Annotated in this window: 14 protein-coding genes and 1 pseudogene; all 15 read right to left on the bottom strand. The window is 69.5% G+C overall.

Annotated features, from left to right (window positions below; all coding sequences use genetic code 11):
- Window positions 1-8 precede the first annotated feature (8 nt).
- The 15 genes and pseudogenes from M6E97_RS10975 to M6E97_RS10905 all read right to left on the bottom strand — a co-directional run bounded on the left by M6E97_RS10975 (window position 9) and on the right by M6E97_RS10905 (window position 22,270).
- A complete protein-coding gene (locus M6E97_RS10975; RefSeq protein ID WP_003089338.1) occupies window positions 9-296 on the bottom strand; it encodes a hypothetical protein in 288 nt (95 codons plus the stop codon).
- A 120-nt stretch (window positions 297-416) separates the two neighbouring features.
- Complete coding sequence (locus M6E97_RS10970) at window positions 417-2,549, bottom strand: TonB-dependent receptor family protein (protein WP_034005734.1); 2,133 nt, start codon at window positions 2,547-2,549, stop codon at window positions 417-419.
- 131 nt (window positions 2,550-2,680) lie between these two features.
- Window positions 2,681-5,092, bottom strand: coding sequence for a glucose/quinate/shikimate family membrane-bound PQQ-dependent dehydrogenase (locus M6E97_RS10965; RefSeq protein ID WP_003131774.1), 2,412 nt, complete (start codon window positions 5,090-5,092; stop codon window positions 2,681-2,683).
- 153 nt (window positions 5,093-5,245) lie between these two features.
- Window positions 5,246-6,604, bottom strand: coding sequence for a carbohydrate porin OprB (gene oprB, locus M6E97_RS10960; protein ID WP_015502915.1), 1,359 nt, complete (start codon window positions 6,602-6,604; stop codon window positions 5,246-5,248).
- A gap of 340 nt (window positions 6,605-6,944) precedes the next feature.
- Window positions 6,945-7,226 (bottom strand): DUF971 domain-containing protein, encoded by a 282-nt coding sequence (locus M6E97_RS10955; protein ID WP_023091783.1) that lies wholly within the window; start codon window positions 7,224-7,226, stop codon window positions 6,945-6,947.
- On the bottom strand, window positions 7,223-8,188 hold the full coding sequence (locus tag M6E97_RS10950) for a HEAT repeat domain-containing protein (RefSeq protein ID WP_034005066.1): 966 nt from the start codon (window positions 8,186-8,188) through the stop codon (window positions 7,223-7,225). The genes M6E97_RS10955 and M6E97_RS10950 overlap by 4 nt, the downstream gene beginning before the upstream one ends.
- A pseudogene (locus M6E97_RS10945) lies at window positions 8,185-8,376 on the bottom strand (ABC transporter ATP-binding protein); the annotation flags it as partial. The gene M6E97_RS10950 and the pseudogene M6E97_RS10945, both read right to left, overlap by 4 nt.
- A 149-nt stretch (window positions 8,377-8,525) precedes the next feature.
- Complete coding sequence (locus M6E97_RS10940) at window positions 8,526-8,771, bottom strand: 4Fe-4S dicluster domain-containing protein (RefSeq protein ID WP_003089354.1); 246 nt, start codon at window positions 8,769-8,771, stop codon at window positions 8,526-8,528.
- A gap of 85 nt (window positions 8,772-8,856) precedes the next feature.
- The gene (locus M6E97_RS10935) at window positions 8,857-10,581 is read right to left on the bottom strand and encodes a fumarate reductase/succinate dehydrogenase flavoprotein subunit (RefSeq protein WP_003139390.1); all 1,725 of its coding nucleotides are present in this window, start codon (window positions 10,579-10,581) and stop codon (window positions 8,857-8,859) included.
- On the bottom strand, window positions 10,578-11,327 hold the full coding sequence (locus M6E97_RS10930) for a GntR family transcriptional regulator (protein WP_003089358.1): 750 nt from the start codon (window positions 11,325-11,327) through the stop codon (window positions 10,578-10,580). Before M6E97_RS10930 ends, M6E97_RS10935 begins: the two co-directional genes overlap by 4 nt.
- A 176-nt stretch (window positions 11,328-11,503) precedes the next feature.
- A complete protein-coding gene (locus M6E97_RS10925) occupies window positions 11,504-12,955 on the bottom strand; it encodes a carbohydrate-binding protein (RefSeq protein ID WP_003089363.1) in 1,452 nt (483 codons plus the stop codon).
- Between the two features lie 203 nt (window positions 12,956-13,158).
- Window positions 13,159-13,701 (bottom strand): YbaK/EbsC family protein, encoded by a 543-nt coding sequence (locus tag M6E97_RS10920; RefSeq protein ID WP_003089366.1) that lies wholly within the window; start codon window positions 13,699-13,701, stop codon window positions 13,159-13,161.
- A 67-nt stretch (window positions 13,702-13,768) separates the two neighbouring features.
- Window positions 13,769-20,146, bottom strand: coding sequence for a non-ribosomal peptide synthetase (locus M6E97_RS10915; protein WP_034005067.1), 6,378 nt, complete (start codon window positions 20,144-20,146; stop codon window positions 13,769-13,771).
- Between the two features lie 19 nt (window positions 20,147-20,165).
- Window positions 20,166-21,185 (bottom strand): TauD/TfdA family dioxygenase, encoded by a 1,020-nt coding sequence (locus tag M6E97_RS10910; protein ID WP_003131730.1) that lies wholly within the window; start codon window positions 21,183-21,185, stop codon window positions 20,166-20,168.
- Window positions 21,182-22,270: a TauD/TfdA family dioxygenase gene (locus M6E97_RS10905; RefSeq protein WP_003089373.1), complete on the bottom strand. Its 1,089-nt coding sequence runs from the start codon at window positions 22,268-22,270 to the stop codon at window positions 21,182-21,184. The genes M6E97_RS10910 and M6E97_RS10905 overlap by 4 nt, the downstream gene beginning before the upstream one ends.
- Window positions 22,271-22,273 lie beyond the last annotated feature (3 nt).

The following is a 22,273-nucleotide window of genomic DNA, read 5'->3' as shown; positions in this document are numbered from 1 at the left end:
AGCAACGCTCAGGCTGCGCGCTGGCGTTGCCAGTCCACCGCGGCTTTAAGGCGCGCCACCACCTTGCGCACGAAGAGCGGGTCGTCCGCCACGCAGAGCTCCGCGCTGACCCACTCCGGCCAGCCGGCCCCCTGGCGTTCGCGGGCACCCAGCAGGCGCTCGACTTCGTCGCGCACGGCGCGCTCCAGGCGTTCGCTGGCACGATTGCGGGACAGGTGGAGGCGCAGGCAGGCCTGTTTCTCGCGCTCCAGGGCGCGGCGTCGGGACAGCGGCAGTTCGGCAAGGTTGTGGCTCATGATCGGTGCTCCTTGTCGCGCAGGCAGGCGATTTCCGATTACTGTACATTCATACAGTAATCGGAATTGACGACGCTGACAAGGGCTGGCCGGGTAGCGCGAACAAGCGCATCCGGCACTTCAGAACTGGTATTCGACCCCGGCTCCCGCGTACCAGGACAGCCCGGGGGCCGCTTCGTAGTAACGCCGGTTGCCGTCGCCGACGATGACCGAGCCGACGTACTGGCGGTCGAACAGGTTGTCCAGGCGCACCATCTGGTGGAAGGTCCAGGCCCCCAGGCGCTGTTCGAAGCGGGTGCGCCAGTTGAATACCGCATAGCTCGGCGCGGCCTTTTCGCTGTTGCTGTCCTCGACGTAGACCTGGCTGCGGTACATGCCTTCCCAGCCCATGCTGATGCCCTCCACGGGCTTCCATACCAGTTCGCCGAACAGGCTGCTTTCCGGCACGCCCGGCAGGTGCTTGCCCTTGCCGATGGTCTTGCCGCCGGCCTCGAAATCCGAATCGTAGGTGGCGGATAGCCGGGTATAGGCCAGGTTGGCGTTCCAGTGCTCGCTCAGTTCGCTCTCCACGCCCAGTTCGAAGCCGCGGCGCAGGGTCTTGCCGGCGTTCTGGTAGCTGGTGCGACCGCCGAGGGAGCTGGCGACGACGATCTCGTCCTCGGTGCGGATCTGGAAGATCGCCGCGTTGACCCGCGTATTGCCCCACAGGCGCGCCTTCAGCCCGGCTTCGTACTGGCTGCTGGTGGCCGGCTTGAGGCCGAAGTTGAAGACGTCCGGCGCGTTCGCCGCCACCGGCGCATAGGCCATCTCCGCCTGGGTCGGGGTCTCGAAGCCCTTGCCGGCGCTGAGGTAGCCGTGCAGGTCGGGGGTGAAGGCGTACATCACCGAGAACGACGGGGTGTTCTTCCGGTAGCGCCGCGAGCCGCTGGCATCGCCGTTGCTCAGGTAGCGGTCGTCGACCTCCATCTTCATGGTGCTGTGGCGCACCCCGGCCTGCAGGGTCCAGGCGTCGATGGCCCAGCTCGCCTGCAGGTAGGGATCGAGGCTGGTGGCGGTGTCCACCTCGTCGCGACGCAACTCGCCCTTCACGCCGAGCTGGTCGCCGTTGAAGTTCTGGTAGCCGCGGCGGTCGTCGCGGCTCTGGTCGTAGTCGAGGCCGACGGTCAGGTTCAGCTCGCCCGGCGCCTGGCGTACCGGTTGCAGCCAGCGCACGGTGCCACCGTGGAAGTCGCGGTCGAAGTCGATCACCGCGCCATTCCTCTGGCAACGCGGATTACTCTCGCATCCTATCTGCTTGGGTATCGCCTGATACTGCACGACACTGCGCTTGCCCACGTAGGCGTTGACCTGCAAGGTCGCCTCGCCGAAGTAGCGCTCGTAGTTCATCCCGGCCTGCTGGTGGTCGATGCTCTTGCGCGTGTCGTACAGCTCGGCGTTGGCGGTGACGGAGCGCGGGTCGTGCTTGTAGGCGTCCCAGGTCTGCCCCAGCGGATCTTCAGTGTCGTTCTGTTCCAGGCTGCTGTAGATCAGCGCCAGGCGGCTGTCGGCGTCGGGCCTGAAGTTGAGCTTGGCGAAGGTCTGGTCGCGGCGCGCGGCGCTGTGGTCGCGGTAGCCGTCGGTGTCCATCCGCGAAGCATCCACCAGGAAACCGACCCCGTCGCCCTCGCCTTCCGTGTACAGGTGGTTGCGGCTCAGGCCATCGCTGCCGACGGTGGTTTCCGCGCCGACCCGCGGGGCGCCCTGGCCGTCGCGGGAGAACATCTGGATCACCCCGCCGGCGTTGCTGCCGTAGATCGTCGAGGCCGGCCCGCGCAGTACCTCGATGCGCTCGGCGACGTCGAGGTTGAGGGTCGCGGCCTGGCCCTGGCCATCCGGCGTGCTGGCCGGGATGCCGTCGGCGAGCAGCTTCAGCCCGCGGATACCGAAGGCCGAGCGGGCGCCGTAGCCGCGCGAGGAGATTTGCAGGTCCTGGGCGTAGTTCTGGCGGTTCTGCACCACCAGGCCGGGTACCCGCGGCAGGACTTCCGAGAGGTTGATGCCGAGCTGGCCGTCGGCGATCTGCCGGCGCTCGATGCTATCCACCGAGAACGGCAGGTCGAAGGTATCGCTGGGGTTGTAGCTGCCGGTCACCACCATGGGTTCGAGGCTGCGTCGCTCCTCGCCCTGGACGGCGCAGGCGATGGCCAGGCCGCAGAGCGCGAGGGAGCCGGGCAACAGGTGGGAGACGAAGCTGGGACGGGGTCGGGACGGCATGCAGGGTTCCGCGGGTCGCAAGGTATCGAAGGGGCTTTGCCAAGGGCGGGAACGCGCCTCCCCTTGGCAAAGCCCCTTCCGGGCCGAGGCCCGGAAGGCCGGGAGCCGGCTGTGGGCTCCCGGTGGGCGGGTCATTGCCTGGGCAGGGCGTAGGCGATGATGTAGTCGCCCATGCGGGTGCCGAAGGAGCCGTGTCCGCCAGCGACGATCAGCACGTACTGGCGACCGTCCTTGCCGGTGTAGCTCATCGGCGTGGCCTGGCCGCCGGCCGGCAGGCGCGCCTGCCAGAGCTGCTTGCCGTCCTTCACGTCGTAGGCGCGCAGGTACTGGTCGAGCGTGCCGCTGAGGAAGGCCACGCCGCCGGCGGTGGTGATCGAGCCGCCCATGCTCGGTACACCGACGGTGAGGCCGATCGGCACCGGGGTGTTGTCGCGGCTGGTGCCGTTCTTGTGCTGCCAGACGACCTTGGCGGTGGTCAGGTCGATACCCGCCACGTCACCCCAGGACGGCGCCTGGCACGGCAGGCCGATGGGCGACATGAACGGATGCATGATCACCGCGTAGGGCGCGCCGGTGTTCGGCTGCACGCCGCTGGTCTCGCCCTCGCGCTTGCTTCCGCTGGGCACCTTGTCGCGCGGCACCATCTGCGAGACGAAGGCCATGTAGTTGGGGCTGGTGAAGAGGATCTGGCGCACCGGGTCGACCGACACCCCGCCCCAGTTGAACACCCCGACGTTGCCCGGATAGATCAGGCTGCCCTGCTCCGACGGCGGGGTGTACTGGCCCTCGTAGCGCAGCGAGCGGAACTGGATGCGGCAGAGCATCTGGTCGAACGGGCTGCTGCCCCACATGTCGCGCTCGGTCAGCGGCGGGCGCAGCAGGTTGAGGTCGGAACGCGCCTGGGTCGGCGCGGTATGATCGCCCTCCACCGCGCCCTGCGGCGCCGGCACTTCGCGGATCGGCACGATCGGCGTGCCGTCGCGGCGGTCCAGCACGTACAGGCTGCCCTGCTTGGTCGGCGCGATCAGCGCCGGCTTGACGCCATCGGCGGTCTTCAGGTCGAGCAGGGTCGGCTGGCTGCCGACGTCCATGTCCCACAGGTCGTGGTGGGTGAACTGGTAGTTCCAGCGCAGCTTGCCGGTGTTCAGGTCGAGAGCCACCAGGCCGGCGCTGAACTTCTCGGCACCGGGGGTGCGGTTGCCGCCCCACTGGTCGGGCATCTGGTTGCCCAGCGGCAGGTAGACCTGGCCGAGCTTCTCGTCGACGCTGGCCAGCGACCACATGTTCGGCGAGTTGCGGGTATAGAACTTGCCGGGAGCCAGGGGCTCGGTCTCGTCCGGGTTGCCGCTGTCCCAGTTCCACACCAGCTTGCCGTCGTGCACGTCGAAGGCGCGGATCACCCCGGACGGCTCGTTGGTCGACTCGTTGTCGGTGACGTGGCCGCCGATGATCACCAGGTTGCGGGTGACCGCCGCCGGCGAGGTGGAGTAGTAGCCGCCCGGGGTGAACGGACCGATGCCGGCCGTCAGGTCGACCGCGCCCTTGACCCCGAAGTCCTCGCAGACCTTGCCGTTGTCGGCGTTGATCGCGATCAGGCGGGCGTCGGCGGTGGGCAGGAACAGGCGCCGCGGGCAACTGGCGGCGACCGCCTTGCCGGCCTCGGAGAGCGCGGCCGGCGGCGCGCCGACGTCGCTCCTGGCGTACTGCTCTTCGTCGTAGTAGGAGACGCCACGGCAAGTCATGTGGGCGAAGCCCTTGAAGCCTACCGGGCTCTGGATCTGCGGATCGAAGCGCCAGATTTCCGCGCCGGTGTCCGGGTCGAGGGCCAGCACCTTGCTGTGCGCGGTGCAGGCGTAGAGCATGCCGTTGACCTTCAGCGGGGTGTTCTCGTTGGTCAGTTCCAGCGGATCGTCGGCGGTCGGCAGGTCGCCGGTACGGATGCGCCAGGCTTCCTCGAGCTGGCCGACGTTGGCCGGGGTGATCTGCTTCAACGGCGAGTAGCGGTCGCCGAACTCGGTGCGGCCGTAGGCCTGCCAGTCGCCGTCCGGCATCGCCGGGGCGGTGCTGGTCATGCCGCTGTCGCGGTCGATGCGACCGACGATCTGCCCCGGATTGGTGAACTGGCTGCCCACCGCGGCGGCGCCGGCCAGGACCACCGCCACGCCCAGCGCCGCGGTGCCCAGCGGCGCCGGCCCCTCGGCCAGCAGCGGACGACGGAACCAGGGCAGCCAGAGCAGCAGGCCGAAGACGAACCACAGGGCCAGGCGCGGCACCAGTTGCCACCAGTCCAGGCCGACTTCCCACAGCGCCCAGACGGTGCTGGCGAACAGCACCAGGGCGTACAGGCCTAGCGCCGCACGCTTGCCCAGCAGCAGCAACAGCCCGCTCAGGGCCAGGCCGATGCCGGCCAGCAGGTAGTACAGCGAGCCGCCCAGGCTCGCCAGCTTGATGCCGCCGGCCAGCAGCGCCAGGCCGGACAGCAGGATCAACAGGCCGAGCAGGCTCGGCAGCAGGCGCGATCGACTGTGGTTACCTTCGCTCATCGTCCGGTACTCCCTTCGGGGTTGATGACAGGCATTGCTTACTCTCCTATTACGTTCTGCACGCCGGGCTGTTCAGCCCGCCGCGCCGCGTTGGGCGGCGCTGAAGAAATGGCCGCTGGCCATGACCGAATCGCGGTTGTCCGAAGCAACAGCCTAGAACACCGTCTGGATCTTGATCCCCGCCACCAGCGCGTTGTCGACCTCGTCGACCCCGCCCGGCTGCTTGATGTACTGCAGGTTCGGCCGCACCGTCAGCCAGTCGGTCACATGCACCCCGTAGTACAGCTCGGCGTTGTACTCGGTGTCCTGCAGCGGCTGGTACAGCGGGTTGTCGTAATCGTCGATGCCGTTCACCTGGTTCACCAGGCGCTGGCGCTTCTTCACATCGTCGTTGACGTGGATGCGCGCGATGCCCAGGCCGATGTCGTCCTTCGGCCGCGCGTCGAACGGCCCCTTGTAGACCACCCCGAGCTGCTGGTAGTTGTCCACCACGTTGGTCGCCTTGTCGTGGACCGTCAGGTTGGCGAACAGGCTCAACCCGCGCGAGGCATCGCCGTTGTGCGAAGTGACCTGCTGCTGCGCCACCACCCACCAGCCATGTTTGCTGCCGCGCGACTTGAAGTCGTTGCCGGTCAGCCCCTGCGGCTGGCCGTCGACGTCGTCGTAGACGTCATCGGCCTTCGCCGTGCTGTAGTAGTAGCCCAGCCGGTACTCGCCCGGCAGTTGCTCGGCGCCGACCTTCGGCTGCCAGATCAGCTCCACCGGCAGCAGCGCGCCCTTGGTCCCGCTGCCGCTCATCTTGAAGCCGTTGCCGGTCTCCAGGTTCGACGGGTTCTGCTCGTAGGCGCCGACCTGCACGTACCAGTCCGGCGCGAAGTTGTACTTCACCCGCAACGCCCACTGGCTGACCGGCCAGTTGTACCAGATGCTCCCCGCCCAGTTGCCCACCTGCGAGCCGCAGAAGGCCAGGTTCTGGAAATCGCAGGGGAAGCTGTTGAAGTCCTCGCCCTCGCCGAAACGGCCGAATTTCACGTCCAGCGCGCCGTCGAAGTACTGCTGCTTGAGCCACAGCTGGGTCAGCCGCCAGGTCTGCCCGCGGCCCCAGACCTCCTGCACCGAGCTGATGTGCCCGGCACGCGGGTCGCCGATGCGGTCGTTGGAAAGGTTCTTGCCGTTGCGCTCGGTGACGGTGAACTGGAACTCGGCGGCCTTCCAGCCGAGGATCTTCTCCAGGTCCATGTGCACGCCCAGGGCGAACTGGTCGGTGTAGCGCCCGGTCTTGTCGTCGTCATAGCCGCCGTCGAGGTTGGCCGCCGCCTCGCCGACGTACTCCAGCTTGAAGTCGTAGCCCTTCTCCAGCAGCTCGGTGCGCTTGCCGCCCCAGTCGCCGAGCATCCATTTCGAGTTCGGCGAGAACGCCTCGGCGGCGTGCGCCGCGTTGCACAGCAGGGAGGCGGACAGCAGGCTGCCCGCCACGGGGCGCAGGGCCGGGCGGAGAAGATGGGATTTCACGCGAACGCTTCCTCGTTGCGAATGGTCGACTGGCCGCACGCAGCGACCGCTCTACTCCCTCGATACCCTTGCCAGGAACAAGGGTATATGAAGAGGGCTCATGATCTGAGCCAAGCAGAACAATGGTTAATTTGCGAATGATAAGGACTTTGCGGGCAAAGCTGAAACGTTTCAGGCTGGAAAACACTGTTACATAAACGACAACGAAGCCAAGCCCTGGCGCTCTCGCTCAGGACGACCGAGGCGCAGAGCGGCTACGGTGAAGATCGCGGAGCGCGGAAACAACCTGATACCCATGAGCGCGCTTCACGTTGTTTCCGATAGCGAAACAATCCTCCGCTCAGAGTTCGTCGCGCAGATAGGACCAGGGGTAGATACCGCGCTCGTGACCATCGTCGAACACCAACTGCACGCCGTAGCCCTGCAGGCGGATATCGCGCAGGCGCACGCGCTGCTCCGCCGCGTCGATCCGTCCGCGCAGGCGCTGCGCCCGGCATTGCGCACAGGGACAGGCGGCGCGCAAGCGGGCATGGTCGATCCGGCTGACCGCGCCGTCCGCCCATTCGAGAATCAGCCAGCCGTCCCTGGCGGCATTGCGCAGGCGCAGCGGCGGCTGGGTCATGCCGGCACCCGCAGTTGCGCCAGGGCGATGCGCACCGCCTTGCGCACCTCGGGATCGCCGTCGCCTTCGGCGACCCGCAAGGCCTGGGCCGAGGCCGGGTCCGCCAGTTCGCCGAGGGCCAGGGCGGCCTCCTTGCGCAGGTTGCCGATGGGATGGCCGAGCAACGCTTCCAGCGCCTCCCGCGCCGGCCTGTGGCGCAAGCGCCCGAGTGCGCGGGCGGCGCGCAGGCGGACCTGCCAGTAGTCGTCCGCCAGGGCCTTCAGCAGCGGCTCGCCGGCCTCCTCCCGGCCCAGCTTGCCAAGGGTCGTCGCCGCCTCTTCGCGAACCTGCCATTGAGCGTCCGCCAGCGCCGCGCAGAGCGCCGGCAGCACCGTCACCTCGCGGCTCAGGCCGAGGGCGCCGGTGGCCGCCCGGCGTACCTCTGGGTCGACATCGGCGCTAGCCAGCCTGGCCAGTTCGGCCAGGGCCGGCTGGTGGCGGAGCCAGCCGAGTACCGCCACCGCCTCGCGGCGCACCGCCGCCTGCGGATCGCCGAGGGCGGCCAGGGCCGGCGCGGCGCTCTCCTCCAGGCGCAGTTCGCGCAACGCACGCAATACGCTGGCGCGGACGAAGGCATCGGCATGCCCGAGCCACGGCAGCAGGCGCCGCCCGGCGGCCTGTTCCTTGAGTTCGCCAAGGCTCTGCGCGGCGGCCTCGGCCACCGCCGGCAGCGGATCGGCCAGGGCCGCGCAAAGCGCATCGACCACTGCGTCTTCCTCCCAGGCCTCCAGCAGGCGCGCGGCCTCGCCGCGCACGCCGGGGTCGGGATCGCCGCGCAGGGCCGCAACCAGCAACGGCAGCGCCTCCGGCAGCTCCAGGTCGGCCAGTTCGATCAGCGCCAGGCGACGCACGCCGGGATCGGCGTCCTCCAGGCGCGGCGACAGTTCGAGGATTTCGGGCAGGGTGGCGTTTTCACAGGTCATATGGCGATCCGCAGTCGGTCCGAGGTAATGCCCGGCGGCAGGCCGAGCGGGGTCAGGCGCGGCCACTGGCGGCCGTCGTCGTGGTCGAGCAGTTCCAGGCAGTGGCGCTTCAGGCGCACGAAGTCGGCACTGGTCACCAGCCGGGCGTCGCGAGGGCGCGGGAAATCCAGCGCCAGGCTGGCCAGGATTGCACGCAGTCGCATGGGGTTTCCCCTCGAATCAGGGTCATGGGAATCGTCTCCGCCACCCGGACGGTGGAGGGAAACGAGGGGTGTTTCAGGGTGGCGTCCGGGAGTGGCCGGATGGCGGGTTGTGCCTCGCTTGCCGGGAGCGGGCGTCAGCGCAGCAGGTAGGGAATCTCCACCTTCACCGCGCCGGTCGGGCAGTCCTTTTCGCAAGGCATGCAGTACCAGCACTCGTCGTAGGCCATGTAGGCCTTGCGGGTCGTCGGATCGATGGCCAGCAGGTCCATCGGGCAGACCTCGACGCAGACGGTGCAGCCCTTGTCGGCGATGCAGCGGTCTTCGTCGATGGTCACCGGGGCGCTGCTGCGGAAGAAGATGTCCTGGGGTCGGTAGGCCATGGCACGCGGTCCTCGTGGTTCGATCTGGCCCGCTTTCGTGGCGGCGGGCTCGGTGTCTAGCGGTACTACGCCGGGGCGCGGGGCCCTATGCGGCGTCGTTCCTCAGCCGCAGGCGCTGGTAGGCCTGCTGTTCGCCCTCGTCGATGGCGAACAGGTAGGGTTCGACCGGTTTCCTGAAGCTGGCCATGCGCCCCTGTTCGTCCTTCTTCAGGTGCGCGTGGCAGAACCAGGCCTCGTCGTCGCGCCGCGGATAGTCCACCCGATGGTGGTACAGGCCCCAGCGGCTCTCGGTGCGGAACAGCGAGGCGCGCGCGGCCATCTCCGCGCAGTCGCGGATCGCGCTGACCTCCAGGGCGCGCATCAGCTCGTGGGGGTTGTCCGCCTTGATCCGCTCCAGGTCCTCGGCGATGGCCTGGATGCGTTGCAGGCCCAATTCCATCTTGCGGGTCACCTTGGGCGGTTGCAGGTAGTCGTTGACCAGCCGGCGCAGCTTGTACTCCACCTGCGCCGCCGGCAGGCCGTGCTCGCGCAGCAGCGGCGCCTCGATCCGCGCACGCTCGCGCTCGACCTGGGCGCGGTCAACCGCGCTGAAGGCGCGCCCGGCGACGTATTCGGCGGCGTTGCGCCCGGCGAACCAGCCATAGGTGAAGGCGCCGAGCATGTAGTTGTGCGGCACCGCGGCCATGTCGCCGGCGGCGTAGAGGCCCTTCACGCTGGTCTCGGCCTTCTCGTTGACCCACACGCCGGAGGCCGAGTGGCCGGAGCAGAAGCCGATCTCGGAAATGTGCATCTCGACCATCTGCTGGCGGTAGTCGGTGCCGCGCCCGGCGTGGAACTGCCCGCGACTGGGGCGTTCGTTGCCATGGAGGATGTCCTCGATGGTCTGGATGGTTTCCTCCGCCAGGTGGTCGAGCTTGAGGAACACCGGGCCGTTGCCGCCTTCGAGTTCCTGGTGGAACTCCCACATCATCTGCCCGCTCCAGTAGTCGCATTCGATGAAGCGCTCACCCCTGGCGTTGGCGGTATAGCCACCCAGCGGGCCGGTGACGTAGGCACAGGCCGGGCCGTTGTAGTCCTTGATCAGCGGGTTGATCTGAAAGCATTCCAGGTTGGCCAGCTCGGCGCCGGCATGATAGGCCATGGCGTAGCCGTCGCCGGCGTTGGTCGGGTTCTCGTAGGTACCCATCAGATAGCCCGAGGACGGCAGGCCCAGGCGGCCCGCCGCGCCGCAGCAAAGGATCACCGCCTTGGCGCGGATCACATGGAAGTCGCCGCTGCGGCAGTCGAAACCGAGTACGCCGTTCACCGCGCCCTCGGCATCGGTGAGCAGGCGGGTGCAGACCAGGCGGTTGGCGATCGGGATCCGCGCACGCTTGAGCTGGCGGTAGAGCACCTTCTTGATGTCGTGCCCTTCCGGCATCGGCAGCACGTAGGCGCCCATGTGGTGGACCTTCTTCACCGCATAGTCGCCGGTCTCGTCCTTTTCGAACCTGACGCCCCAGCGATCCAGTTGCCGCAGGGTCTCGAAGCTGTGGCTGGCATAGGCGTAGACCGCCGCCTGGTTGACGATGCCGTCGTTGGCCACGGTGATTTCCCGGGTGTACTGCTCGGCCGTGGCGTGGCCGGGGACGATGGCGTTGTTCAGCCCGTCCATGCCCATGCTGATGGCGCCGCTGCGCTTGACGTTGGCCTTGTCCACCAGCAGCACGCGCAGTTCGCGGTCGTGTTCCTTGGCCTTGATCGCCGCCATCGGCCCGGCGGTGCCGCCGCCGATCACCACGATGTCGTATTCCTGCTCCAGGGTGTTCATGCCCGCTCTCCCTTCTGCCGATCGATGCGCAGGCGATACTGGAAAGCGTCGCCGCGGTAGTAGAGGTATTCGAAGTCCAGCGGCGCGCCGTCGGCGGCATGGGTCAGGCGCTCGATGCGCATGATCGGCGCGCCCTCCTCGACCGCCAGGGCGCGGGTCAGGTCGGCGTCGGCGAGCACCGCGTCGATGGCCAGGTCGGCATGGCCGAGGGGAATGCCGCAATCGTTCTCGAGGATCAGGAAGATGTCGCGGGTCACCAGGTCGGCCTTCTCCAGGCGCTCGCCGAGTGCCTGCGGCAGGTAGGTGACTTCCAGCGAAACCGGCTCGCGGTTGACCAGGCGCACCCGCTTGATCTCGCACACAGGGCTGCCCTCTTCCACCCGCAGGCGCTCGGCCACCTGCGCGCCGGCCGGCACGTAGCGCAGGCCGTGCAGGCGGTTGATGACCTCGTAGCCCATCTGCGTCATGGACTCGCCCAGGCCTTGCAGGGTGCTGACGTTCTGGAATGCCTTCGGCCGAGCGACGAAGGTGCCCTTGCCGTGGATCTTGAAGATCAGCCCTTCCTTCTGCAGGTCGCCGAGCGCCTGGCGCACGGTGATGCGGCTGACGTCGAAGGCCTTGCCCAGCTCGTTCTCCGAAGGCATGCGGCTGAGCGGCGGGTAGACGCCGTCGAGGATGCGCCCGCGCAGCAGCTCCTTGAGCTGGCTGTACAGCGGCACGGGAGAAAGCGGGAGCAGTTTGCCCATGGTCGGATTCGCTCGTCGGAGTGGCTCGGACACTTGTTATAACAAGTTATGCTGTGATGGTAACCGCCATGAACGATCAAGCGGAAATACCGAAAACGCATATGGATAGGCCACCGCCCCGTGCGTGGTTCTCGCCGGCCAAAGGGCCGGCCCGCGGCGCGGACCGGCCCGCCCCCTCAGCGCAGCGGCCGCCAGAGGGTGAAGGCTACCGGCGGCGTCCAGCCGCTGTTGGAGGTGTGCGCCTGCAGGCAGAGATAGCGCAGCCCCTCGTAGGTCACCCCATCGTCGACCCGGTAGGCCTGGTTCTCCCGCCACTGCGGGAATTGCGGATCCACCGCCCCGCCGCTGGTGCTGACCTCCAGGCCTTCGCTGGGCAGCGACTGGTTGCCCTGGGTATCGGTGGCGGTGACGAAATAGCTGTAGCGGGTGTCCGCCGTCAGGCCGCTGTCGGTGGAACCCAGCGCGGCGCTCTGGCCAACCATGGCGCCGTCGCGATAGAGGCTGTAGTAATCGATCGGACGCTGCCCGCTGGAGGCGTTCCAGGCCAGCACCAGGCTGGTCTCGCCGCGCTCCAGCAGACGCAGGCCCTGCGGCGCCGCCGGGCGCTGGTCGCCGCCCTCGCCGTCATGGATCAGGCTGGCGTAGCGCTTGCGGAACTCCCAGTTGTAGCGTTCGCCGCGCTTGTTCAGGCCATCGTCCCAGTTCACCGACCAGGTCATCAGGCCCTTGATCGCATGACCGGCGGCCTCCAGGCGGCGAAACGCATTGCTCACCGCGGCGGGATCGATCACGTAGCCGGTGGCCGCCGCATCGACGTTGCTCGGCAGGCCGATGGCCAGGCGCTGCGCCGGGATCCGCACGAAGTCGCGGCTGCCGGTGGCCAGGCTCTCGGTGAGGTAGTAGAGGAAGTCTTCTTTCATCGCGTCGTTGTTCTGCGCGATCCAGGCGCCCTTGCCGCCGTTCGCCTCCTGGACCCACAGGCCGTCGCCGCCCTGGTTGTAGTACTGCGGCGCGATGAAATCGTAGACGCCTTCCAGGGCCTGCAGATAAGGCACGTACTTGCCGTTCTTGTGCAGATAGGGGAACTCCGGGGCCATGCTGACGATGAAGTGCTTGCCCTGCCCGGCGTAGTGCTCGCGCACCAGCTTGAGGGCCGCCGGCAGCACCCGCTGGTTGTCGGCCAGGTCGATGGCGCTCTGCTCGAGGTCGATGTCCAGGCCGTCGAAACCGTAGGTTTCCACCAGGCGGACGATCTCGGCGGCCAGCGCCTGCTCCTGCCCGGCGTGCAGCTCGATGTGCGCGTCGGCGCCCCCCAGCGAGATCAGCACCGCGCGGCCCTGGGCGTTGAGCACGCCGACCTGGCGGCGAAACTCCGCGTCGGACAGGTTGTATGGCTGGAAGGTCGGGATGCCGCGCCCTTTCATGAAGGCCACGGCGACCACGTTGTACTCGCTCGGCACGTCTTCCAGCGCGATGTTGGCGAACGAGCCCTGCTGGTAGCCGTCGGCGGCGCCGGCCGGCCAGTTGTGCCAGAAGCCCATGAGAATCTTCTTGCCGGCGATGCTCGGCATGGCCGCCGCGGCATCTTCGCGGGCCTGGTGCAACTGGGAAAAGTCGATCCTGATCATTTACCGCTCCTCGGATGAAGGTAGGAAACGCATCCGGAGGGGCTGTCCGACGAACCGCCGCCGTGGCCGCCGCGAACGCCTCGAAACACAGGCGCGAACGTCTACCGCAGGGCATTCCGGCGTTTGTCGCGATCAGGGCGGGGGCATGGTTGCAGAGACGGCGGAAGGCTTCACCTACCACAATTGGCAGAGTCGCGGCGGGTTCAACCGGCTTCGCTGAGTTCGGCGACCACCACTCCGGGAAGGTCTTTCAGCAGTGCCGGGGACAGCAGCAGCTTGGTCTCGCGGACCCCGGCGCCCATCACCACCAACGGCCGTTCGAAGACCGCCGCGTCGACCAGCAGCGGCATGCCTTCGGGCAAGCCGAACGCGGTGATGCCGCCGAACTGCATGCCGGTCAGCTCGGTGGCGACCTCGCGGGCGGCGAAGGACAGCCGGCGGGCCCCGAGCAGCGCCTTGACCGCGCCGTTCACGTCGAGCCGCCGCGAGCCCAGGTTGACCACCGCGGCATAGCCTTCGGCGCCGTCGCGCTTGTAGCGCAGGACCAGGGTGTTGGCGCAGTCCTCCAGGCCAAAGCCGTAGCGTGCGCTGAACGCCGCGGTGTCGGAATGCTCGTCGGCGACGCGGAACACCACCAGCTCGGCGGAAGGCAGGCCGCGCGCGACCTGCTCCGGCAGATGGCGGTGGTAGTCGGCCGGGGCGACGGCGTCGAGCCGGTGGCGTTGGGTGTATTCGCGCAGAACCATGGGCAACCTCGAATGAAGACGGACGGCACCGGCCCCTGCCGCCAGGCGGGCGGCAGGGGCCGGCGGTTCAGGTTGCCAGGTTCGCCGGCACGCCGCCAGGCACATCGGCCGCCAGGCGCTGCCGCAGGATCGCGCAGACCTCCTCCGCCGCCGTCACCACCAGGCCGTGGCCGCCGGCCAGGGTCTCCAGCTCGTAGCGGCTGGCGTGCCGCCGCCAGCCGTCGATGGCCGCCCTGGAGACGCCCGGGTCCTGCTCGCCGAGGATCGCGGTGATCGGTATGGCCAACGGCTCGCGCGGCCGGTAGCGATAGTCGGCGGCCAGGCGCGAATCGGCGCGCAGGGTAGCCAGGCTGATCTCGCGCAGCTCCGGGTCGTCGAGCACTTCCAGCGGCAGCACGTCGTACTCACGCAGGGTTCGCAGCAACTCGGCGTCGCCCATCGCATGGAAGCGCGGGTATTCCAGGTCCGGCCCCGGAGCGCGGCTGCTGATCACGAACAACTGCCTGGCGCGCAGGCCGTGCAGGCTTTCCAGGCGTGCCGCCAGTTCGTAGGCGAGCATGCCGCCGAGGCTGGCGCCGACCAGGGCGAACGGACGGTCGAGCAATGGCAGGAGCGCGTCGTCGATGGCACAGAGCATGGCCTCTACATCGGTGACGAATGGCTCGTCCTGGCGTTCCTGGCGCCCCGGATACTGGATCGCCAGCAGCTCCACGTCCGCCGGCAGGCGCGCGTCCCAACCGCGGAAAGTGCCGGCGTTGCCGCCCGCGGGCGGCAGCGCGATCAGGCGCAGGCGCGGCTGCGCGCTCCCGCTGCGCTGCAGCCACAGGGCCCGGGCGCGCTCGGTGGCGGGCGGCAACGGCGGCGCGTCGGCGGCATGGCAGCGGCGCACCACTTCGCGGGCATCCGGATCGCCCTGCAACAGCCCCAGGCTCAGTTGCCTGCCGGTCAGCCGGCGCAATTCGGCGATCGCCTGCACGCCCAGCAGCGAATGCCCGCCGGCGCTGGCGAAGCCCTGGTCGGTCGCCAGCGGCCGGCCGAGCACCCGGGACAACACCTTGAGCACCCGCCGCAGCTCCACGCTGTCCTCGGACTGGACCGCCGCGGGCGGCTGCGCCGGGTCCTCGAGCAGCGCCAGCAACGCCTCGCGGTAGGCGTCGGCCAATGCCTCGGCGCGCTCGGCGGGGAAACGTCCGGCGGCGTACTGGAAGCCCACCTCGAGGCGTTCGCCGGCCACCTCGAAGTCCACCGCCAGCGGCACGTCGACGTCCACCACCACCTGGTCGAGGATGCCGCCGTGCCTTACTCCCGCCGCCGGCGCGGCGTCGTCCTGGTGGAAATCGACGAAGTTGAACAGGCTGTCCAGGCGCAACTCGCGGTTGCGCCTGCGAATCGCCGCCAGCGGATGGCGCCGATGCTCCAGGCTCGCGCGCTCGTAGTCGAATGCGCGACGGGCGCTGTCGAGCAGATCGACGGAAGCCGACAGCCGGCACGGCAGGGTATTCAGGAACAGGCCGAGCAGGCGGTCCGCTCCCGGCTCCTCGGGGCGCCCGTGGCTGACGAAGCCGGTGACCACTTCGTCGGCATCGCTGAAGCGGCACAACGCCCGGCCATGCGCCGCCAGCAGCAACGAACGCAAGGGCAAGCCGCTGCGTTCGGCCAGGGTGCGCAAGCGCGGCAGGCTGTCGGCCGGCACGTCCACGCGGACCGCCGCCATCCGCCGGGGCCCCTCCTCCGCCAGGCCGGGCAACGGCCGGTAACGGGCACCGGCCAGGTAGTCGAGCCAGAACAGCGCCGAGGCGGCGTTGGCCTCGGCCTCGCGCTCCAGCGCCACGTAGTCGCGGAAACCTACCGCGGGCGCTTCCGCTTCCCGCGCGACGACACCGGCGAGGAGGTCGGCGTAGACCGCCAGCAGCTCGTCCACCAGGCTTTGCAGGCTCCAGCCGTCCAGCACGCTATGGTGTTCGGCGACGCCCAGGGCGAAGCGCCGCTCGTCCAGCGCCAGCGCGGCGAGGCGCACCAGCGGTGGGCGGCTCCAGTCGAACGGGGTGGCCTGCTCTTCCTCGATCCAGGCACGCAGGCGCAGGCGCCGGGCTTCCTCATCGAGGCCGCGCAGGTCGTGCACCGGCACTTCGGCGGCGACCGCCACGGCCGGGTGGACCCATTGCAAGGGCGCCTGGCCGCCGTGCAGGTCGAAGCCGGTACGCAGGATCGCGTGGCGGCCGATCAGGATCGCCCAGGCGCGCGCCAGCAACTCGCTGTCCAGGCGTCCATGCACCTCGTGCAGGACGACGTTGTGCAACAGCCGTGGATCGCCGCTGGCCTCGCTTTGCAGGAGCATGCCCTGTTGCAGGCTGGTCATCGGATAGGCGTCGTCGAGCCCCTCCGGCAGGCGCTTGCGTTCCGCCGCCGACAACAGGGCGAACGGCTCCAGCGTCTGCGGCGCCGAGGTCCCGAGCGCATCCGCCGGGCTCGCCGGAGCGGCCAGCAGGCGCGCCAGTTCGCGGATGCTCTGGTGGTTGAACACGTCGCGCAGGGTAAAGGCAAGCCCGGCCTGGCGCGCCATGACCTGCATCTGGATCAGGCGGATGGAGTCGCCGCCGACCTGGAAGAAATTGTCGCTGACGCCGATCGCCGGGCGTTTCAGCACGCTCTTCCAGATATCCAGGAGGGCCGCCTCGGTGGCATTGGCCGGCGCTTCCAGGGGCTGCGCGGCCGCCTCGGCGGCCAGCGCCGCCAACAGCGCGCGACGGTCGAGCTTGCCTTCGGCGGTCAGCGGCAGGCGTTCGACCCGGGCGATCCGGCTCGGCAGCATGTAGGCCGGCAGGCGCGCCTCGAGGAAGCCACGCAGGGCCTGCTCGCTCAGCTCGCCGCCAAGGGCCGCGGCGGGGCGCGGCGCGAGCGCACGCCAGTCGATGCGCTCGGCCAGCGACTCGGCATAGCCCAGGCGCACCGCGTAGCAGTTGTAACGGTCGGTACCCTCCAGCAGCGCGTCCTGACGGATGCTCACCTCGAAGCCATGGCGGCGCAGCAGGTCGCTCAAGGCATCGGCGCGGCCGGCGGTGGCACCGTCGCGCTTGTCATGGACCTCCAGGACGATCTGCCGGACCTTGGCCAGCGCCGCATCGTCGAGACCGAGCAGCACATCCATTTCCGCGCGCTGCACGTCGATCTTCAGCAGGTCGATACGCTCCAGGCCCAGTTCGCCGATCACCTGGTCGAGGCGGCGCAGGCGGCAGCGGTGGGCTTCGGCGCGCAGGCGGTCGTCGAGGATTTCGTCGATGTTGTCCAGCAGCAGGTTGGCCCCGCCCTCCTCGCCCTGGTTGCTCAGGTAGCGTCGGATGACGTCGCGTTCGCCGCTGGCGTCGGCGTACTCGGCGATCCCGGAGAAGGTCGAGTAGCCCGGATAGTAGGTGAAGGTTTCCTCGCGCTCGGCGTCGGACAGGCCGATGCCGAATACCTCGACCTGCGGTGCGTAGCGTCCGAGGTTGGCCTCCAGGCGCCGGCGGATCGGTGCCAGCGGCTCGAAGGCGACCACTCGCGCGCGCGGCGCGCGGCTGGCGATGTACAGCGAGAACAGGCCGATGTTGGCACCGACGTCGAGGACCACCGCATCCGGCGGCAGGACGATGCCGTCGCGGCTGTAGACCTCGTCGACGAAGATTTCCTGGTAGACGTACTCGGTTTCGTTGAGGTTCAGTCCGGCGACCCGGTGCCCGCTGGGCAGGTCGACTTCCAGCCAGGACTCGTCCGCGGTCTCCCCGGCGGCGGTGACGAAGGCGACGATCCGGCGATCCGCGCCCGGCTCGGCCGCATCGGCCTCGTCGGTGAGTACCGCCGCCTCGCCCAGCGCCGGGTGTTCCAGCAACGCGCTGCGGATCTCGCCCAGTTCGATGCGGTAGCCGTTGATCTTCACCTGTTCGTCGATCCGCCCGAGGAACTCCAGGCAACCATCGGCGCGCCAGCGCACCAGGTCGCCGCTGCGGTACAGGCGGCCGCTGCCCGGCCAGCCCTCCTCGAGGAAGCGCCCGGCCGCCTCGCCGGCGTCGCCGGCATAGCCGCGCGCCACCCCGGCGCCGCCGATCCACAGTTCGCCGCTGGCGCCACGGGTCTTGCGACGACCGAGGCCATCGACCACATGCAGATCGACGTTGGCCAGGGCGCGGCCGATGGTCGGCCGCGCATGCTCGGCGACCCGCGCCAGGCTGGCGTTCACCGTGGCTTCGGTAGGACCGTAGAGATTGAACACCTGGCAGCGGCGCCAGCCGGCGGCGACCTCCCAGGACGCTTCGTCGAAGCGCTCGCCCCCTACCAGGATGCGCCCGGGCAGCGCCGGGTGGGCATCGTCGAGGCCGGCCTGGAGCAGCAGGCGGAACAGCGACGGGGTGCAGTCGAGCACGTCGATGCGCCGTTCTTCGAGGAACCCCAGCATCCGCTGCGGATCGCTGCGCACCTCCTGCGGCACCAGGGCCAGGCAATGGCCGGAGAGCAACTGGAGAATCTGCTTGATCGAGGAGTCGAAGGAGAACGGCGCGTTGACCGTCACCCGCAGGCCCTCGCCCACCACGTTTGCGTATACCGTGCGCGCCAGGGCCTGGGACAGGTTGAGCGCGCTGGCGTGCTCGACCACCACGCCTTTGGGCTGGCCGCTGGTGCCCGAGGTGAAGATCATGTAGGCCGCATCGCGCCCGCCCGGCGCCGGCAGGCTCATGCCGCTGCCGGCAAGCGGCAGCGTCGACAGGTCCAGGCAGGCCCCGGCGAAGGCCTCGCGGGCGCGCCCGGCGCACTCGGCATCGGCAAGGGCGAAGACGATCCCGCCCGCTTCGCGCATCCGCTCCACCCGCGCCGCCGGAAACTCCGGATTGACCGGGGTGTACACCGCCGCCGCGCGCATCACCCCGAGCAGGGCGACGATCGCCTCGCGGTTGCGCCCGGTCATCACCGCCACCGCCTGGCCGGGCCGCACGCCGGCAGCCAGCAGCGCTTCGGCGACCGCTTCGCTGCGCGCGCACAGCGTGGCGAAATCCAGGCTGCCGTGGGCATCCAGCAACGCCGGCGCCTGCGGCTGCAGGGCGGCGCGCAGATCGAACGCGGCCACCAGGGATTCCACCGGCGCGGGCTCCACGCGCTCGCCCTGCCAGGCCTGGTAGCGCTCGCGCTCGGCCGCGCCGATCAACGGCAGCCCGGCCAGTGGCAGTTGCCTGTCGGCGGCGATGCTTTCCAGGCATTCGACCCAGGCGTCGAGCAAGCGCCCGGCCAGCGTTCCGTCATGGTCGCGGCGGACCCGCAGGCTGGCCAGCCGGCCTTCGCCGTGGGGCAGCACCTGCAACTCGAGGAACCCGCCCAGCGGCGGCTGCCGGCAATCCAGCTCGGCCACCCCGGCGCCATCCAGTTCGCCCGCCAGCCAGGCGAAGCCCAACTCGGCGAGCGGCCAGTCGGGGGCAAAGGGATCGCGCAGGGCCGCTGCCTCCTCCTGGGCGAGAATCGCCGCCTGGAGGGCGTCGAGCCGCTCGCCGACGCTGCCCGCGCGGACATTCTCCAGGCACAGCGGCACGACCCCGGCGAACGGTCCGGCCAGCTCGGCGAACTCGTTGAACAGGCGCCCCGAGACCAGTCGCGCCATTTCCAGCGGCAGTCCCTCGTCGCCCTGGAACTGCCCGGCGACCTGGGTCCAGGCCAGCAGGGCGGCCGCCTCCGGCAAGCCGTTGGCGGCCAGGCGTTCGAGCAGCGCGCGCGGCAGCAGGCGCCGCGCCGTCCACTCGCCTTCGCCCAGGTCGTCCGCCAGCGCCAGCGGATTCTCCGCCGCAGCGGCCGCCTGCTCGCGCCAGTAGCCGCTGGCGCTTTCGCCGTCTTCGCCGGCCAGCGCCTCGTTGGCCCATTCGGAGAAATGCTGGAACAGCAGCGCCTCGGCCCCCTCGTCCGCGCTCGCCGGGCCGGCCTGCCCCAGGCCGCGGCGCAGCAGCGCCGCCAGGCTGGCCGCATCGACGACGAACGCCGGCGCCGCCAGCAACAGCCCCTGGAGCGTCTCTCCGGCGGCGTCCAGCAGCAGGCCGAGCGCCAGCACCGGCTGGCCTTCCCCGCCCAGGGGGGCAGCGGCGAGACGTGCGCTTTCGCGCGCGAAGCGCCCGGCCCAGTCGCCGTCTCCCGGCAGGCGCTCGACCAGCAGATCGGCCGCGCGTCCATCCAGTACCTGCACCGGCAGGCTCATGCCCGGCATCGTCCGGTAGGCCACGCGCAGTTGCGCCTCGCCGTCCAGCGCCCGGCGCAGCCGCTCCAGCGTCGCCGCGGGATCGGCCGGGGCGTGCAGGCGCACGCCGACAACGGTATTTTCCGGCCGCTCGGCATGACGGCGCCAGGCGCGGGTCTGCAAGGGGGACAGCGGGAATCCTTCGAGCGCTTCGCTCGCGGCCGGTTGCACAGCGGATTGCAGGTCTTCTGACGCACTCATGGCTATCCCTCGCACGGGTTCAGGGTTGGTGGACATGCAGGTCGGTCATCGCCACCAGCACCTTGCGCTCGCCGGTGTACGGCTCGCGGCCGTGGACGCTGATGAAGTTGTCGAGCATCAGGACATCGCCGCGCTCCCAGGCAAACGCGCGGGTTTCCTCGCGGTAGGCGGCGCGGATGGTGTCCAGCACCTCCGCCTCGATCGGGCTGCCGTCGCCGTAGTAGGCGTTGCGCGGCAGGCCCTGTTCGCCGACCTCGTCGAGCAAGGCCCGGGCCAGGGCCGGCGGCATGTTGGAGACATGGAACATGTGCGCGTGGTTGAACCACAGCGTCTCGCCGCTGAGCGGGTGGCGCACCATCGCCTGGCGTACCTGGCGGGTATTCAGGCGCTGGTCGTCGAGCCAGGTCCATTGGGTACCGGTCTGCCGGCAGTAGGCCTCGACCTCGGCGCGACTGTCGGTCTGGAAGCCTTCCTGCCAGGTCAGGTCGATCTCCGGCCCGTAGTTGCGCACGTAGCACACCCCATGGCGGAGGAAGCGCTGCCTGATCGCCTCGGGTATCCGGGCGCTGACCCGGCGCTCGTCGGCCAGGGGCGTGCGGCCCTGGGTGGCGGGCGGCGTCTGGCAGTAGAAGTGGATGTAGCTCGGCCAGTTGTGCGAGTAGGACATTTCGTGGTGCGGCGGAATCCAGCCATCCGGCGAGAACTCGGTGGAAGTGAACACCCGGTGCGCCACTTCCTGGCGCGCCGCCGCGCGCTCCAGGTAGTCGAGCATGTTCGGCGAAAAGCCTTGCACGGCCTGGGAGAAGCCCTCCGCGCCGTCCACCGCGAAGCCACGGAACAGGATGCCGCCGTGCCGCAGCAGGCTGTCGCGCAGCCCTGCGCCGGCGGCGGCGATCCATTGCCGCAGGTCCATGCCCGGCTGGCGCGCACGGACGATGCGCAGGTAGCCGTTGGCCGGGTCGAGCAGGCTCTCCTCCACCAGGTCGCCGGCCGAGAGCTGCCGCGGGCGCAGGCGCGGCGCGCTGAACGAGGCGCTCATGCGGCACCTCCGAGCGCCAGGCGCGAAGGTGTCGGCGGGACATCGGCGGAGGCCAGGCCGGAATACGGCGTGGACATGATGGTGAGGATCCGGCGCGGCCCGCGGAACGGCTCGCGGCCGTGCTGGGCGAGCATGTTGTCAAGGATCAGCACGTCGCCCACGCGCCAGTCGAAGCGCCGCGTCTCGCGGTCTATGGCGCTGCGGATGGTCGCCAGAGTCTGCGCCTCGATCGGGCTGCCATCGCCGTAGTAGGTCTGGTACGGCAGGTCTTCCTCGGCGACGCTGCGCAACAGCGCATCGCGCAGGCCCGGCTCGAGACTGCTGGCATGGAAGAACATGCCGTGGTTGAACCACAGGCGCTCGCCGGTATGCGGGTGGCGCTGGAACGCCGCGCGCCTCTGCCAGGTGCGCAGGTGCTCGTCGCCGATCCAGGCATGGGCGATCCGGTGCTCAGCGCAGAACGCCTCGACCTCGGCGCGGCTGTCGGTCTGGAACGCTTCGCGCCAGGACAGGCCGAGGCCAGCGCGGTAGTTGCGCACGTAGAGGATGCCCAGGCGCTCGAAGCGCTCCAGCAATTCGTCCGGCAGGTGGCGGAGCACCAACCGGTTGGCCGCCACCGGGGTGGCGCCGCCTTCGAGCGGCGCCACCTGGCAATGGAACATGATGTACAGCGGCCAGTCGGCGGTATAGGACTGCTCGTTATGCAGGAAGATCGGCTGGTCCAGCGGATGCTCGGTGGAGGTGTAGACCTCGCCGCTGACCTGGCTGCGCGGCGAGGAACGCTCCTTGTAGTCGAGCAGTTGCGGGGCGAAGGCAGCGGCGGCTGCGCGGAAGCGCTCCGCCGAGTCGACCTCGAAGCCTCTCAGCAACAGGCCGCCAGCCAGGTTCAGGTCGTCGTGCAGGGACTGGCCCTGCTCGCGAATCCAGTCGGCCAGGGACAGGCCGGGAGCCTGTGCCTCGATCAGCAGCGGCAGGCCGTCGCGCTCCGCCGCCGGGCGCCGCACCAGCGCCTCGCTGCTGCGCGGGGTGAGATTGCGCGGCCGGGCGAAGCCGCGACCGGTGAGACTGGGAGCTGTTCGTTCCATCGC

Origin of the sequence: Pseudomonas sp. B111 (assembly GCF_026428275.1) — a bacterium.
GTDB lineage: Bacteria > Pseudomonadota > Gammaproteobacteria > Pseudomonadales > Pseudomonadaceae > Pseudomonas > Pseudomonas aeruginosa.
Note: the sequence above shows the minus strand (reverse complement) of the source record. Positions and strands in the feature narration are given on the sequence as shown.